The organism is Pseudoalteromonas sp. DY56-GL79, assembly GCF_041414765.1.
Taxonomy (GTDB): domain Bacteria; phylum Pseudomonadota; class Gammaproteobacteria; order Enterobacterales; family Alteromonadaceae; genus Pseudoalteromonas; species Pseudoalteromonas piscicida.
In genome coordinates this window covers 1-15,850 of record NZ_JANHZS010000035.1, presented here as the reverse complement: position 1 = coordinate 15,850, position 15,850 = coordinate 1, and the positions used below count along the sequence as shown (strand labels likewise).

Genomic DNA, 15,850 nt, shown 5'->3' with positions numbered 1-15,850 from the left:
ACTAAGCTCAAAAGCGTAGTATCACTCTAGCCAGAAGTTATTTCTTAATACAAGGCAAATTTGTGCGTCAATAGCTGGCCTATTGCAAGCAAATTTAACGCAGTAGTAAGGGATAACAGCTGCTAGAGAACAAGTTGTTATCCCGAGTTCAGGTTGATTAGTATATCATCTTCAACACAATTACGGCGAGAATACTGCGTTGAAGTAATATACCGTTCAAATAGGCATAAAAAAGGCCCATTTAATGGGCCTCTTAGAATAAATTCAATGTAACTTAACGCTCGTAAATAACTTCAACATCGTAGTCGTCGTCATCCCAATCATCCCAGTCATCATCGTCGCTCTTATCATTTTTAGTTGCATGTCTGTGGTATGTGTCCCACTTAAATTCAACTTCTTCTTGCTGCTCTTCTTCGAATTTATCTTTTGGCATGCTTTCAAGAAGGTTCATGATATCAAAGCACAAAGGTTGCGTATTTAACTTGTTTGCAGCAGAGATCATATAAAAGTTTTCTGCGTCTAGCTCTTCAGCAATACGAGCGCATACTTCTTCTCTTTCTTCTTCAAGCAATAAATCCACTTTATTTAGCACTAACCAACGAGGCTTTTCCGCTAACTTAGGGCTGTATTGATGCAGTTCGTTAATAATAGCGAAGCCATTCTCAACAGGATCACTACCGTCAACCGGCATCACATCAATAATGTGTAATAACACTCGACAGCGCTCTAAGTGCTTTAAGAAACGAATACCAAGGCCTGCACCGTCAGCTGCACCTTCAATTAGGCCTGGGATATCAGCAATTACAAATGACTTGCTCGCTTCAGGTCTTACAACACCTAAATTGGGCACTAGCGTGGTAAATGGATAGTCAGCGACTTTTGGTTTGGCAGCAGATACACTGCGGATAAACGTAGATTTACCAGCATTTGGCAGACCTAACAAACCGACGTCTGCAAGCAGCATTAATTCTAAGCGAAGGTTACGAACTTCACCTTGAGTACCCAGCGTTTTCTGTCTTGGTGCGCGATTAGTACTTGACTTAAAACGCGTATTACCAAGACCATGATACCCACCTTTCGCTACGATCAGCTTTTGTCCATTTTTGGTCAAATCGCCTAAACACTCTTCAGTATCGACATCTGTAACTCTTGTACCAACTGGTACCTTAAGTACTAAGTCCTGACCTTTTTTACCGGTACAATTACGGCCTTGACCATTGGTACCACGCTCAGCCCTGTGAAAGCGTTCAAACTGATAGTCGATAAGCGTATTTAAATTTTCATCAGCCTGCAGGAATACACTACCGCCATCGCCACCATCACCACCGTCTGGGCCACCATCTGGCACAAACTTTTCGCGGCGGAATGAAACGACACCACTGCCCCCATCTCCGGCTTCCGCTCTAATCTCTACTTCATCGACAAACTTCATGGTTTAAACTCTTTAACTCTGTCTGAATTCACTACACCATTATAGCAGCAGCGACAAATCGCTCCTAATACCAATTGTATTAATACGCCTTGATATAGCTAATTTGGTAATTGATGTGCTGAAAACAAAAAACCCCGCCTAAGCGGGGTTTTTTAGTATTTAATACCGATTACTCAGCAACGATGCTAACGTATTTACGGTTTAAAGGACCTTTCTGCTCAAAAACAACTTTACCGTCTGCTTTTGCGAAGATTGTGTGGTCTTTACCGATACCTGCGTTAGAACCAGCGTGGAACTTAGTACCACGTTGACGAACGATGATGCTACCCGCTAGAACTGATTCGCCACCAAAACGTTTAACACCTAAGCGTTTACTTTCTGAATCGCGACCGTTACGAGTACTACCAGCTGCCTTCTTATGTGCCATCTTTCTGTACCTCTAAAAATTAAGCGCTAATGCCAGTGATTTTAACTTCAGTGAACCACTGACGGTGGCCCATCTGCTTACGAGAATGCTTACGACGTCTAAACTTAACAATCTTAATCTTCTCGCCACGACCGTGAGATACAACTTCAGCTGTAATTTTACCACCGTTAACAAACGGTGCACCGATCTCGATCTTTTCACCATCAGCAATTAGAAGTACTGAATCAAATTCAACTGCTGCACCAGTTTCAACGTTTAGCTTTTCTAAACGAATTGTTTGACCTTCAGTCACACGGTGCTGTTTACCACCACTTTGGAAAACCGCGTACATAATTAACTCCGTCTGTGCGCCCTCAAATCGACGCAACTTAATATTCTTCAATAGGGCGCGAAGTTTACGCTAATGCGTATCTTGGCGCAAGAGCAAATTTGAAGAAAGTGAATAAAATTTAGCTCGTATGAGGGCAATCAAATATTTTCCCCTATTCTAGTCAAAAAAATGTCAAAGCCAAGCTCTTTTTTCTCTCAATTCATCAGACAAAAGGCGAATCTATAGTTTACCTAATACAGTGCCAAATGAGATTTCACTGTACCTATTTCACCCATTACGCGACCATTAAAAGCACAAAAAGTAAGCATAAAAACGTTTTTTTATAAGCAACTACGACAATTTATCGAGTCGATGATTTTTTTGTAGTACAATCGCCGAGTTTATTCATTTTCGGTTAATAGATTGGCTCGGAGCGCAATGGATATAAAAACTATCCAAAATTTGGTTGAGCAAGATATGCTTGACGTCAACCAACTTATACATCAACAAATGCAATCTGATGTTGCACTTGTAAAACAGCTAGGTTTATACATTGTAAATAGCGGAGGAAAACGCATCCGCCCAATGTTAGCCCTTTTGGCTGCACGAGCATTAGGTTACGAAGGTGATAAACACATCACACTAGCGACAATTGTAGAGTTTATTCACACAGCAACCTTACTCCACGATGACGTGGTTGATGAGTCATTACTGCGCCGTGGAGAACCGACTGCAAATGCTGAATTTGGAAATGCCGCAAGCGTATTAGTCGGTGATTTTATCTACACTCGTTCATTCCAGTTGATGGTTGGTCTTGGCAATATGGAAGTCATGCAGATCCTAGCGGATGCAACCAATATTATCGCTGAGGGCGAAGTGTTACAGCTAATGAACTGTAATGACCCAGATACAACTGAAAAGAGTTATATGCAGGTTATCTACAGCAAAACGGCAAAGCTTTTTGAAGCTGCAACTTTACTACCCGCTGTAGTGTTAGAGCAATCAGACGAAATTAAAACTGCACTTAAGCTTTACGGTATGCATTTAGGCACAGCCTTCCAACTTGTAGACGATATTCTTGACTACAGTGCTAACGCAGAATTGCTGGGCAAGAATATTGGCGATGATCTCGCCGAGGGTAAACCTACGCTTCCGCTTATTTATGCAATGCAGCATGCAAATGCTCAGCAAACAGCTCAGATCAGAACTGCAATAGAAAGTGGTAATGGACTTGATTATCTTGAAGATATTTTAGCAACACTAGCCGAGACCAAAGCACTTGACTTCACGATGGCTAAAGCCCAAGAAGAAGCCCAAAAAGCGATTGCACAATTGAGCATTTTACCTGACTCAGTGCACAAAGAAGCACTGATAGGACTTGCTAAACTTTCAGTGGATAGAGAGTATTAATCGTCCCCTAGCCAGTTTATGAGCTATAAAAAGGTCGCTGATGCGACCTTTATTTTTCTGGTGGCCTGTAGCCTTCAATTTCGACTTCTTTATCTTCAAACAAAAAGCCGACCATCTGCTCTTCAAGCATTTGCCTATGCTCAGGATCCATCATATTAAGATGCTTTTCGTTAATTAGCATGGTTTGCTTGTGTTGCCATTGCTGCCAAGCTTCTTTAGAGATGTTATTAAATATACGTTCACCAACTTCTCCTGGATACAGTTGAAAATCCAGTCCAGGCGCTTCCTTTTGTAACTTTTGACAAAATACCGTACGTGCCATGAGTATCTACCTCTTCAATTTTAATCGTGCACTCAATGAGAGTCAGCACCAGTGATAGCGTCAGTTTACCCTATTGCGGTTAATACTTTAACCAACTTTTTAGTCGGCGCAGCAAGCCCAACCTCTGGTGGATTATGAGTATCGAACCACAGCAATTGCTGATCATGCACACAATCTGGCATGCTTTTTACTTCTACAACCACGGGGGTAATAGTTAACTCAAAATGCGTAAAAATATGCACAAAGGGTTCAAGTGTATTTGTACATTCAAGTTTAAGTTCTTGCTGCTTAATAAACGCGTCTAATTCATCTTGCTCTGCAAACTCAAAAAAGCCGAATAACCCACCCCATATTCCACTCGAAGGACGCTTCTCCATCAAAACTTTATCATCACATTTAATTATTAAGTGGTGAGTACGTTTTTTTGGCTTCTCCTTTTTGGGTTTAGGGTTTGGAAATTCTTTAACCCGATTATTTTTGAACGCTGAACATTCCTCAACAAGTGGGCAAACATCACAGTTTGGCTTACTTCTGGTACATACGCCTGAACCTAAATCCATCATCGCCTGATTAAATGCTCTTACATCACCGCTTGGCGTGACGGCATCACTCAAAGACCATAACTGATTTTCGACCTTTTTTACTCCGTACCAGCCCTCAACCATATAAAACCTAGCGAGTACCCGCTTAACATTACCATCGAGTATTGGATGATGCTGACCAAGCGCAAGAGAGAGTATCGCGCCTGCGGTAGAGCGACCAATGCCCGGTAAGTCCATCACCGCTTCTAATGTTTGTGGGAATTTACCCTTATAACTATCTCTGATCACCTTTGCAGCTTTATGAAGATTTCTTGCTCTGGCGTAATAACCAAGCCCAGTCCAATGGTGTAACACTTCATCTTCCGGTGCATCGGCCAACGCAATTACCGTTGGGAAGCGCGCCATAAAGCGCTCAAAATAAGGAATAACTGTGGTTACTTGAGTCTGCTGTAACATCACCTCTGAAACCCATACTTTATACGGCGTTTTTCCGAGTTGCCACGGCAGTGTTTTTCTACCATGAAGGTGATACCAAGACACAACTTGCTCACCAAACCACTTAGCTTGTTGCTGGCTAACTTTCATAAACTTGACTAGTACTTGCTACAAAAGCCGCCAGTGTAATCACAATCGCTTTAATAGTCACCACGTAAAGTTTCACTCTATACTTGTTTATTGCCAACTGAATGACGATAATATGCGACCATTTTCACGAGCATAGAAATGACCATGAACGAATCAAGCAAAAGTGCGCTCGAACAGGCGCAGGAAGAAGGCAAGTACATCAGAAAAGTGCGTAGCTTTGTTAAGCGTGAAGGACGTCTTACAAAAGGCCAAGCAGCATCGCTAGAAAAATGCTGGCCAACAATGGGACTGGAACACCAACAAGGTTTGCTAGACTTTACTGAAGTTTTTGGTAACAGCAATGAAGTCGTTCTTGAGATTGGATTTGGTATGGGTAAATCTCTCGTTGAGATGGCAAAAAATAACCCACAACAAAACTTTATTGGCATAGAAGTACACCGTCCAGGTGTAGGTGCTTGTTTGATGGATGCAGATGAGCAAGGCATCACTAACTTACGTGTTTTTGAACATGATGCAGTTGAAATCTTAGCGGATTGTATCGCTGATGGCAGCCTTGCTAAATTACAGCTATTCTTTCCAGATCCATGGCATAAAAAGCGTCACCACAAACGCCGCATTGTACAACTTGAATTTGCTGACAAAATACGCCAAAAGCTTAAAGTCGGTGGTGTGTTCCATATGGCAACTGACTGGGAAAACTATGCCGAACATATGCTTGAAGTGATGAGTGCAGCACCTGGTTATAAAAACCAGTCGCAAAGCAATGACTATGTTCCTCGCCCAGACTTTAGACCGCTTACTAAGTTTGAGCAACGAGGCCATCGTTTAGGACATGGCGTTTGGGACTTAATGTTCGAGCGTATTAGCTAAACAACCCCTCTTTATAATGGAGCGGCTCATCAGGCTGCTTCATTGCCCATCTATTTGAGTACATTCACTAGGAGCTAGCGTTGCAGTTTACCAACCCGAGTTTATTACTACTTCGTAATGAAGAAGAGCTTATTGCCAACAATATTCTGGTTATTAACCATCAGCGCGATGGCTTCCTACGTGAATTAAAAGCGCTCAATCCAAGTTCGGCAATTCATGCGTTTAGTTTCGATTTTGCAGACCACCTTCACGCCGATAAAATCGCCGATGTTATGAGCTATGTAGATCATCAACTACCGCAATTGCAAGATATTGATTTAGTTATTTATTATTACCCTAAGTCAAAACCTGAAGCACAAATGGTGTTTGACAATATTCGTCACTTGAGCACGGCTGAAACTAGGTTACTCGTTGTTGGCGAAAACAAAAGTGGGGTGAAAAGTGCAGAAAAGCAACTTAAAGAACACGCTGCACACTGTTATAAATTAGAAAGCGCAAAACACTGCATTTTGTATGAGTTTGATCAGCTTACTGCCAACCCAAGTTTTGACGTAAGCCATTATGTACAGACATTTTCAGTGCGTATCGCCAAGACCGAGTTTACTGCAGCAAGTTTGCCTGGTGTATTTAATCATGGGAAGCTCGATGCTGGTACTCAACTATTACTAGAAAATGTCACCCTTCCCTATAAAGGTAAAGTGTTAGATTTTGGCTGTGGTGCAGGACTTATTGCCTGCTACGCCTTATTGAACAGCCCAACTCTTAAGTTTACCTGTTTGGATGTCAATGCGCTTGCGCTGTTTGCCACGCAGCAGACTTTAGCTTTAAACAACCTCAGTGCAACTTTGTTACTTAGCGATGGTTTGAGTGAATTGAATGGTAAATTCAACCTTATTTTAAGCAATCCACCATTTCATACAGGCCTTTCAACAGACTATGATATCGCTGAGCAATTTCTACATAACATTAAGCGTCATATGGATACCAAGTCTAATATTCAGCTAGTTGCAAATAGCTTCTTAAAATACCCACCTATTTTAGAAGCTCAGTTTGAACAGTTTGAAGTTGTCACTAAAAACACTAAATTCGCCATCTATAAAGCGCAGTAGTTTACTAACTCTAAGGTTTACTTGCTTATATCAAGTAAACCTTAACTCAAACCCACCTTTTATCTTTTCATTTTCAAAGATTTGCTCTACTTTATTATAATGAGTTATTGGATCTCAAAAGCTCTGTAGCCGCAGCTAAGGCTGATCATACAGCTGGAATAAGAATGAGTAAGCAATTAACCAAAACAAGCATAAGAAAAGTATTGATCAGCGCAGTGATGCTTGTAACCGCGCTGTGCCTCTCTTTATCCATATCTATTTCCACTTACCTTGATGTAAAAGAGCAAAAGCAACTGATCATCAACAAAATAGAGATGATAGCCGACATCGTTGCGTTCAATTCTCAGATCACTATTTTATTCGATGATCGAAAAACAGAAGATGCACGTCTAAAGTCTTTTCAACAAGTGGATATCATCAAAAACATCCATATCTATGCCATGGATGACGTAACCAACAGCCCTGTATTTTTTACCAGTTACAACGCCAGTCGAACACCACCAGTACCGCTAAAGGTTAATCAAATTGAAGAGTTAAAAACCCCCAAGGTCTCAGAAGACTACATTGAATTGATTAAACCTGTAATTTATGAGGGGAATATTGAAGGTTATGTTTATGTCCGCGGCGGTTTAGAAAGGCTCTCAAACTATATAAATAAAAAAATCTTGGTAGATATCGCGCTCACCTTATTCGTACTACTCCTCGTATTGCTAGTTTCAAGGGGGATCCAAAAGCGTATAGCGACGCCAATTGAAGGACTCTCAGCACTATTGCAGGACGTTTCAAAAAATCATAATTACAGTGCTAGAGCGCCAGGAAGCAATATTGCTGAACTAAACGTGCTAGCAAATAACTTAAATATCATGTTAGCTCGCACCGAAAATCAACTTGAGCGTCATAAAGCGGATAAACAAGAAATAAAACAGCTCAACCAGAGCTTGGAAGAAAAAGTGAATCAACGCACAATTGCGTTGAGAGAGGCTAACCAAGAGCTACTGAACGCTTTAGAGCGAATGCATCAATACCAAAACCAAATCATCGAGAACGAAAAAATGGCTTCGCTGGGGCAAATGGTGGCAGGTGTTGCCCACGAGGTAAATACCCCTATCGGTTTGGGTATCACAGGCTCTACGTTGTTAAGAGACAAATTATCCGATATTCGCGAAGCGTTTCAAACAAAGTCTCTGACCTCCAAGCAGTTAGAGCGCTTTGTTAACGATGGAATTGAAAATCTTGATCTCATCTACCGCAACCTAAACCGAGCGGCTGAGCTGGTTTCTAGCTTTAAGCGCTTGGCGGTAAGTCAGGATCTAGAAGTGAACTCACAAATAGATTTGTCAAACCTGCTTACTGAAGTCGTAGCATCTATGCGAGCTGAACTCTCCACAAAACAACCTGAAGTGACTATTGACTGTGACTCTGGACTTGCAATCGAAAGTAAAGCGGGGCCATTACAACAAGTGTTAGAGCAGCTTATATCCAACTCCTTACTCCATGGCTTTAAAGATCAACAAAGCAATAGCATTTCAATTACTGTGAAACCATCAATGGGGCAACTTGCTATTGAGTATGCAGACAACGGAATGGGTGTACCCAAAGCAATTAAAAAGCGCATCTTCGATCCGTTTGTCACAACTCGTAGAGGTGAGGGTGGAAGCGGCCTAGGTATGCATTTGGTTTATAACTTGGTAACCCAAGCACTTGGAGGCTCGATCACTTTAGATGAAGAATTTAGCCAAGGTGCTAAATTTATTATAACTCTTCCTCTGTCGGGTAATCTAAAATGAGGTTGATTAATCTAGTTATTTTGCTTTTATTTGTCTCCTTAAATACAACTGCAAAATCACCAGATCAGGTTCGCTCTGCTTTTCTCTATCAGATGGCAAAATTCGTCGAGTTTCCCGACGAAAACACAAAAACCAGTATTCAATTTTGCTTCTATTCACTTGAATCAGGGCCTGCTGCTGAACTAAAAAGTGCAACAAAGCTAAATGTGCGAGGCAAACCCATTGAGCTCGTAGAAGCAAAAAAAACCTGGAGTTATAGGGAACTTTCCAGCGCTTGCGATATCACATACATTGATGAAACTAGCGAAAATGATATACTGTCCGCTTGGACCGATACAATAGAGTCAAACATGTTGACCGTGGGCGAAAGTATTGAGTTTTTAGAAAGAGGCGGGATTGCTTCTTTGGTCCAAGAAGGGAGCAAAATTCGACTGTATATAAATAAGCAAGCACTAGAAAAACAGTACTTCATCGTGCGCTCAAGGCTGCTTGCCGTATCCAAGTTTCATCCCAACTGATTTTACTTGTTAACAATTGGATAAGCTCCTATAATCGTAAATATTCGGATTTATTATATAAGTCCGGACACATTGTAAATTATATATTCCGAAAAGGTTAATTAATAATGCAAACGCCAGTCATTCTAATTGTAGAGGATGAAGACGTAACTCGACTGAACCTCGTTAGTTTATTTGAAGCGGAAGGTTACAAAGTAATCGAAGCCATTGATGGCGATGACATGCATGACAAGTTGACATCAAATGATGATGTAAACCTTGTAATCATGGATATCAACCTTCCTGGTAAAAATGGTTTAATTTTGGCGCGTGAATTACGCCAGAAGAAAAACATCGGCCTTATTTTCCTAACAGGTCGTGACAATGATGTTGACCGCATTCTTGGTCTTGAGATTGGTGCTGATGATTACATCACAAAACCATTTAACCCGCGTGAACTAACAATTCGTGCTCGCAACCTAATCTCTCGTACTGGCACGTCTGCAGAAGAGTCAACAATTGATAGCAACGGCGTTATTACTTTTAATGGTTGGGAGTTAGATGAAAACAGTCGCTGTTTAACATCTCCAACAGGTGACTCGAAGCGTCTACCAAAAGGTGAATATCGTGCACTTCGTCTAATGCTAGATTCGCCTGGCCGCATCTTTAGCCGTGAGCAGCTTATCAAGCACATGACTGGTCGTGAACTTCGTGCAAATGACCGTACTGTTGACGTTACTATTCGTCGTATTCGTAAGCATTTCGAAACTGATAACAATACGCCTGAATTAATTAGTACAATTCACGGTGAAGGTTACCGTTTCATTGGTAAACTCGACGCTCAATAATCGTTTTTACTAATCTTCAGCGAGTTTTGCAATTAATGGATGAAGGGCTTCTTGCCCTTCTTCTATTTTTGCCTCTAACTCAGAAACCCAATTCAATAGCGTCTCTTCCTCTTTCCCTTCTGATTCTAATTCCATTTTCTTTGCTTGTAATTGTGCAAGTTGCAACCCTACCGAACCAGCAGCACCTTTAACTTTATGTGCAACCGCACCATATTCCTCGATATCATTTTGTGCAACAGCTTCTCTGAGCTCTTGACAGTACTTAGGACTGAGCTTAGTAAATAGGTCACAGCTTCTTTGAAATGCAGCAGCCCCCATAGACTCAACAAAGTCGCAAATAGTCTCTATATCTAAATCGGAGTACTCAGGTTGTGATAACGCTTCTCGAATATCGATACTTTGTTTGTTTTTCTGTGCCTCAATTCCAAATAACTCAGCGAGCATTTTGTCGAGCTTAGTAGTATTTATTGGTTTGGCCAAAGCTCCCTGGACATTAATCCCCTCAAGCTCTTGCTCGGCGCTTCTGACGTTTGCAGTTAAGGCAACAATTGGTAAGTGATCAAAGTGGCTGTCTTCTCTTATTTGGCGCGCGACAACATCACCATTGATATCTGGTAACTGCATATCCAAAAGAATGAGATCTAGGTCATCCTCAGTTTCAACAAACGAGAGAGCGTCCTCGCCAGTTTCAGCCCAAATAACTTCATGCCCTCGCTGTTCTAATAGATTTGTTGCAATTTCAGCGTTTAACGGCACATCCTCAACAAGTAAAATGTACAAGCTTCTACCAGCGTAACTTTGTTCTTTCGGTGCATTACATAGCTGTAACGGGATCTCAACATCAAAACGACTCCCCTTACCTTCTTGGCTAGTAACCGCTATCGTTCCTTTCATAGCCTGAACTAGGGCTTTAGTAACCGCAAGGCCAATGCCCGAGCCAATCGCATTGCTGCCCGACGCATCAGGAGCCTTGTAATACATCTCAAAGATCCGCTCAAGCTGATCTTCAGATATTCCCATACCTGTATCTATAACGCTAATTGTCAGCCATGGTCCATCATCTCGATTCTCGCGGCGGCATTCCAGCGTAACATTCCCCTTGTGGGTAAACTTCACTGCATTATTAATTAGATTCCAGAGTACCTGACGTAGACGTGTCGGATCGAGTAACGCATAAACGTCTAAGATTCCAGAACGATTAATAGTAAATTCTAAGCCCTTCTGGTCGGCAATTAGACCTGCAAAGTTGACTACATCGTTTATAAAATCAGAGACATTGATACTGTCCGTTGCTATATCTAGCTGCTCCCTATCAATTTTATCTAAATCAATGATGTCGTTAAAAATATTGCCAAGCGTCTCCGCGCTTGAAAACACGGTATTACACCAGCTTTTTTGTTGCGCAGTCAGATCGGTGTCTAACATCATGCGCGTCAGACCCACAATACCATTGAGCGGGGTTCTTAATTCATGACTTAGCGTAGCAATAAACTTACCTTTATCCTTATACGCAGTTTCTAACGCCTGCTCGGCTTCTTTACGACTAGTAATATCACGGCCAAAGGCCAACAAGCCTATATATTCACCTTTATCATTGATAAATGGCAGCTTGCGCATTTCAAACCAACGAGGTTCGCCTTCAACAGGATACTCTACGTCAAGTGTTAATGGTTGCTGTGTTTCTGATACCTGGCTATCTGTTTCAAGTACTTTTGGAAGATATTGCTCTGAATATATTTGTTCGACTGATTTACCAATTAGTTCTTCACTGCTTTTGCCCATCACTAATTCGAACATCTTGTTACAGCCTGCGAATACACCGTTTTCATCGCGGTAATAGAACAGATCAGGAGATGAATCAACAATGCTTCGCAGTAACATACCTTGCTGCGCAAGTTCTTGTTGGGTCTTTTTACGTTCTGCAATTTCTTTTCTTAATTCATCTATCGCACGGTGTTTAGCATGCAAAGCAATTTTACGCTCGTCAATCTCACTATTTAAACGATTAATATTGTCTTTTAGTGTTTGATTCAGCATCTTTTCTTGTTGTGTTGCCGACTCCAAATAGGCCTTAGATGAGTGTACCTCTCGCATTGCTGCGACGGACATCATGATGAGAGCGGGCGCAATAACAGCGGTTAAGAAAAAGAGTGCCGATATATCAACAATTTCAACTACACCTAATGCAACATAGTAAAACATGCAAGATAGAATAACTGCAACGAAGAGCGTAAAAGCATAAGCGATGGCAAACGCCCGCTTGTTACCGTATTTTTCTACCAAGTTTGATAAAATTCGAGCCCATGAGCCAAACGAATTTTCTGTCATATTATTACTTCACCATTATTAAACACTTGTCAGGCAAGTTTATATTCTACCGCTTGAGCCTGACTGAATTGCTTTTCAAGCCCTCAAAGTAAATATTATACAAAAGCCCTAGTAATAAGCGAGTATAGAAATTGCGAGGTCAGATCATTCACTCATTTTCATACACACTAAGCAGAACGATAGATAACGGACATGAGACTCTGTATCACTAAATGCACAAATCATCTAATTTAGTGCGGATAGATTTAAGCTCACCATCCCAACTTAATCTGATTTCGTGTAATATGCCCGTTTTTTAAGTCGTGAGAAAAGAGAGCGTCGATGCAAAATAACATGCCAGACATTGCACACAGTGCTAGTGCGTTACAAACAGGAACTTTAGACTGGGTAGGCATGGGTAACATAGAGTTGCCTTTAGTATTAGAAAGCAAAGGCCTAAATCAAGTTACTGTTACAGCCAAAGCCGATGCTTTTGTTAATTTGCAAAAAGAAGACGCAAAAGGCATTCACATGTCACGCCTCTTTCTTGCTCTTGACACGCTTTCTTGTGAGCAAGTACTTACACCAAAAACTCTAAAGCAGTTGTTAGATAACTTTTTAAGTACGCATAGCGACTTAAGTACAGGTGCAAAAGTAACCCTGCAGTTTGAATTGCCTATCAGACGCCCTTCGCTTTTAAGTAAAAAAATGGGATGGAAATCATACCCAATTACCCTTGATGCGACGCTGATAAACGGTATTTACAAGCTAGAACTGGCGCTTGACGTTGCTTACTCATCGACTTGCCCCTGTTCGGCAGCACTGTCTCGTCAACTGATCCAAAACGCTTTCCAACAAGCTTTCGATGGTAAACAATTAGATTTCCATAGTGTGCATAACTGGCTAGGTAGCACAGAAGGGATCGTTGCAACACCCCATTCTCAGCGCTCGATTGCAAATGTAAAAGTTAAGCTTACAGATAATAGTGCTGAGTTTGAAATTTTAGATCTGATCGAGTTGGTTGAAAACGAGTTGAAAACTCCCGTTCAAGCCGCCGTAAAACGAGAAGATGAGCAAGAGTTTGCGCGCCTAAATGGCCAAAACCTAATGTTTTGTGAAGATGCAGCTAGGAAGTTAAAAGCATTGCTAAACCAGCAAACTTATTTAGATTTCTATGTGAAGATAAACCATTACGAATCTCTTCATGCTCATGACGCAGTAGCCTATGCTGTGAAAGGGGTTGAAGACGGCTACAGCGTTTAATTATACCAATTAATTAAAAGAGCTATTTTTGACGGCACTAATATGGCATCTCCCCCTTCAAATTGGCTGGAGAATTAATGCAATTGGTATTAGGTCCGCTCCGTTTACTACTATTATTAATCAGAGCTAGATAGCTCTGATTACACTTCTCCCATACACAACAAGGTAAGTACTGTATTACTTTAAGTTATCTACTCAACGGTGGGCACTGTTTAATTTTCGAATAAACTGCTCGACAAGCACCTCTTGATTTTCTAAAGCCTGCTCTGTATTTTTCATCGTTTCATGCGTTTTACGCGCACTTTCCATAGACTCATCCGCAAGACCTGAAATTGTCACTGCATTTGCGTTAAGCTCATTAGAAACACTCGACATTTCTTCTGTCGATGTCGCAATTTGATAGTTCAAACCTGATATTTCATTTACTATTGTGTTGATCGTTTCAAGGCTCACTTTAGTACCTTCTGCCTTTACTACACATTCAGAGGAGCGCTCTACTCCACTTTGAATGGCAGTAACCGCCCGTTCTGCTCGTTGCCTCAGATCGGCAATAATACCATTAATCTCGGCTGTCGAATCTTGTGTCCTTTGCGCAAGCGCTCTCACCTCATCAGCAACAACCGCAAATCCTCTTCCCTGCTCACCGGCCCGTGCAGCCTCTATAGCAGCATTTAAAGCAAGTAGGTTAGTTTGCTCGGAGATCCCTCGGATCACGTCGACAACTCCTTCGATGTTAACTGTTTGCGCATTAAGATCTTCTATATCTTTTTGCGTGCGAGATAACTCTTCCGATAAAGCATAATTATTTTCCATATTGTCATCGACGGCTTTGTTGCCTTTCACAACGGATTCAAGGGCTGCTTCGGATTGCTGCGCTGCATTGTTAGTATTAGAGGCTATTTCACCAATCGATACCGACATCTGATTAATTGCTGTTGCTAAGGAGCCGGTTTGCGCTTGCTGTCGATTTAAAATATCAGAACTCGTTTTGCATTCTTGCATCGTTTTGGTTGCGTACTCTGAAACGGTGGCACTCGCATCTTTAACACGTCCAAGCACAGCCCGAAGCTCGGATTCTCTAGCAAGTAAGGCAAGCTCTATAGATGCAACATCATTAACCTTATTAAGATACACCTTTTGCATCAAAGGGTTATCGTAGACCTTTTTTGCTTTTTCGCTGAGCGATCGCACTGGAGCAAGGCGAGAATAAGTAATAAATAAAACAGCGAGAGTAAGCAGAGTTTCAGCGAAGTAATTCCAAGGTGATGATAAAGTTGAGATCAACATGGTCAAGGCATAGAAAACAATGATTATTGCCATCATTTGAGCTGACAAAGACCAAGAGGCACGAGTAAATTTACTTGGTGACACACCGTTATTTAAATCAGTGTAGATTTCCTCTGCACGGTTAACGACTTCCCGGCTCGGCTTTGTCCTCACTGATTGATATTCGACAGTCTTACCAGATGCATCTTTAATAGGAGTAACAAAAGCATTAACCCAATAGTGATCGCCATTCTTGCAGCGGTTTTTAACCATTCCCATCCAAGGTTTACCCGCTTCGATATAATCCCATAGATTCTTGAAAGCGGCTTTAGGCATTGTTGGATGCCTAACGATATTATGGGGCTTCCCCTCTAACTCACTAAGTGAAAACCCTGCAACTTCACAAAACTGTGAATTTGCATACTTTATCTGACCTTTTACGTTTGTCGTTGAAAGTAGATTGTAAGAACTTGGATAATCATTCTCTTTTCCTGTGTAATCAGCTCTACCTTTTGTCATAGCTCGCTCTCGATTAAAAAGGGCAATAGATAATAAATTATTACTTTCTTAAAAACCGTAAGAGATTTCACCGAAAGACTGATTGAGATCATAGTGAAATATAATTTGATACCAATTTACACAATTAAGTGTTCTATTTTGAAGGATCAAGTATTAAGAAAAATTGGTATGAATACTTAACGAACAACAGAAAGTTAATATAAAAGCTAGCAGAGTTCTGAGCTTAAACAACTAAGAAAGGTAAATATAAATATCAATAAGATGAGGAATAGAATATGGAAAGTAAGTGGCGTCCCCTAGGGGATTCGAACCCCTGTTACCGCCGTGAAAGGGCGGTGTCCTAGGCCTCTAGACGA

The 15,850-nt window shown here is 41.2% G+C and carries 14 protein-coding genes and 1 tRNA gene; 7 read left to right on the top strand and 8 right to left on the bottom strand.

What is annotated here, in order from left to right:
• Window positions 1–274 precede the first annotated feature (274 nt).
• The 3 genes from cgtA to rplU all read right to left on the bottom strand — a co-directional run bounded on the left by cgtA (window position 275) and on the right by rplU (window position 2,190).
• Window positions 275–1,432 (bottom strand): Obg family GTPase CgtA, encoded by a 1,158-nt coding sequence (gene cgtA, locus NO992_RS21060; RefSeq protein WP_010374580.1) that lies wholly within the window; start codon window positions 1,430–1,432, stop codon window positions 275–277.
• Window positions 1,433–1,601: 169 nt separating this feature from the next.
• Complete coding sequence (rpmA, locus tag NO992_RS21055) at window positions 1,602–1,859, bottom strand: 50S ribosomal protein L27 (protein ID WP_010374578.1); 258 nt, start codon at window positions 1,857–1,859, stop codon at window positions 1,602–1,604.
• A 19-nt stretch (window positions 1,860–1,878) separates the two neighbouring features.
• Window positions 1,879–2,190: a 50S ribosomal protein L21 gene (rplU, locus tag NO992_RS21050; RefSeq protein ID WP_010374575.1), complete on the bottom strand. Its 312-nt coding sequence runs from the start codon at window positions 2,188–2,190 to the stop codon at window positions 1,879–1,881.
• 417 nt (window positions 2,191–2,607) lie between these two features.
• Between rplU and ispB the strand changes: the two genes are divergently transcribed.
• Window positions 2,608–3,579 (top strand): octaprenyl diphosphate synthase, encoded by a 972-nt coding sequence (ispB, locus tag NO992_RS21045; protein ID WP_010374573.1) that lies wholly within the window; start codon window positions 2,608–2,610, stop codon window positions 3,577–3,579.
• Window positions 3,580–3,628: 49 nt separating this feature from the next.
• Here ispB and NO992_RS21040 read toward each other — a convergent pair whose 3' ends face one another.
• A complete protein-coding gene (locus NO992_RS21040) occupies window positions 3,629–3,901 on the bottom strand; it encodes an oxidative damage protection protein (protein ID WP_010379401.1) in 273 nt (90 codons plus the stop codon).
• A gap of 65 nt (window positions 3,902–3,966) precedes the next feature.
• Window positions 3,967–5,028 carry an A/G-specific adenine glycosylase gene (gene mutY / locus NO992_RS21035; RefSeq protein WP_371380317.1) on the bottom strand — a complete coding sequence of 354 codons (1,062 nt, stop codon included), beginning with the start codon at window positions 5,026–5,028 and terminating at the stop codon, window positions 3,967–3,969.
• A 144-nt stretch (window positions 5,029–5,172) separates the two neighbouring features.
• On the opposite strand from mutY, the gene trmB reads away from it, so the two are divergent.
• From trmB to arcA, 5 genes are all read left to right on the top strand, one after another.
• The gene (gene trmB, locus NO992_RS21030; protein WP_010379403.1) at window positions 5,173–5,898 is read left to right on the top strand and encodes a tRNA (guanosine(46)-N7)-methyltransferase TrmB; all 726 of its coding nucleotides are present in this window, start codon (window positions 5,173–5,175) and stop codon (window positions 5,896–5,898) included.
• An 80-nt stretch (window positions 5,899–5,978) separates the two neighbouring features.
• On the top strand, window positions 5,979–7,007 hold the full coding sequence (locus NO992_RS21025) for a methyltransferase (protein WP_371380315.1): 1,029 nt from the start codon (window positions 5,979–5,981) through the stop codon (window positions 7,005–7,007).
• Between the two features lie 164 nt (window positions 7,008–7,171).
• Window positions 7,172–8,794 carry an ATP-binding protein gene (locus tag NO992_RS21020; RefSeq protein WP_371380313.1) on the top strand — a complete coding sequence of 541 codons (1,623 nt, stop codon included), beginning with the start codon at window positions 7,172–7,174 and terminating at the stop codon, window positions 8,792–8,794.
• Window positions 8,791–9,312 (top strand): YfiR family protein, encoded by a 522-nt coding sequence (locus NO992_RS21015; RefSeq protein ID WP_010379409.1) that lies wholly within the window; start codon window positions 8,791–8,793, stop codon window positions 9,310–9,312. Before NO992_RS21020 ends, NO992_RS21015 begins: the two co-directional genes overlap by 4 nt.
• 107 nt (window positions 9,313–9,419) lie before the next feature.
• Entirely contained in the window at window positions 9,420–10,139 is a 720-nt protein-coding gene (arcA, locus tag NO992_RS21010; RefSeq protein WP_010379411.1) for a two-component system response regulator ArcA, read from the top strand.
• A 9-nt stretch (window positions 10,140–10,148) separates the two neighbouring features.
• On the opposite strand, the gene arcB is transcribed toward arcA, so the two are convergent.
• A complete protein-coding gene (gene arcB / locus NO992_RS21005) occupies window positions 10,149–12,467 on the bottom strand; it encodes an aerobic respiration two-component sensor histidine kinase ArcB (protein ID WP_017216546.1) in 2,319 nt (772 codons plus the stop codon).
• 321 nt (window positions 12,468–12,788) lie between these two features.
• Here arcB and folE2 point away from each other — a divergent pair, with 321 nt between their 5' ends.
• The gene (gene folE2 / locus NO992_RS21000) at window positions 12,789–13,709 is read left to right on the top strand and encodes a GTP cyclohydrolase FolE2 (RefSeq protein WP_010379414.1); all 921 of its coding nucleotides are present in this window, start codon (window positions 12,789–12,791) and stop codon (window positions 13,707–13,709) included.
• 195 nt (window positions 13,710–13,904) lie between these two features.
• Here the strand turns inward: folE2 and NO992_RS20995 are convergent, their stop codons facing one another.
• Together NO992_RS20995 and NO992_RS20990 are read right to left on the bottom strand one after the other, a co-directional pair.
• Window positions 13,905–15,494: a PAS domain-containing methyl-accepting chemotaxis protein gene (locus tag NO992_RS20995; RefSeq protein WP_371380310.1), complete on the bottom strand. Its 1,590-nt coding sequence runs from the start codon at window positions 15,492–15,494 to the stop codon at window positions 13,905–13,907.
• Window positions 15,495–15,781: 287 nt separating this feature from the next.
• A tRNA-Glu gene (locus NO992_RS20990) sits at window positions 15,782–15,849 on the bottom strand.
• Window position 15,850 lies beyond the last annotated feature (1 nt).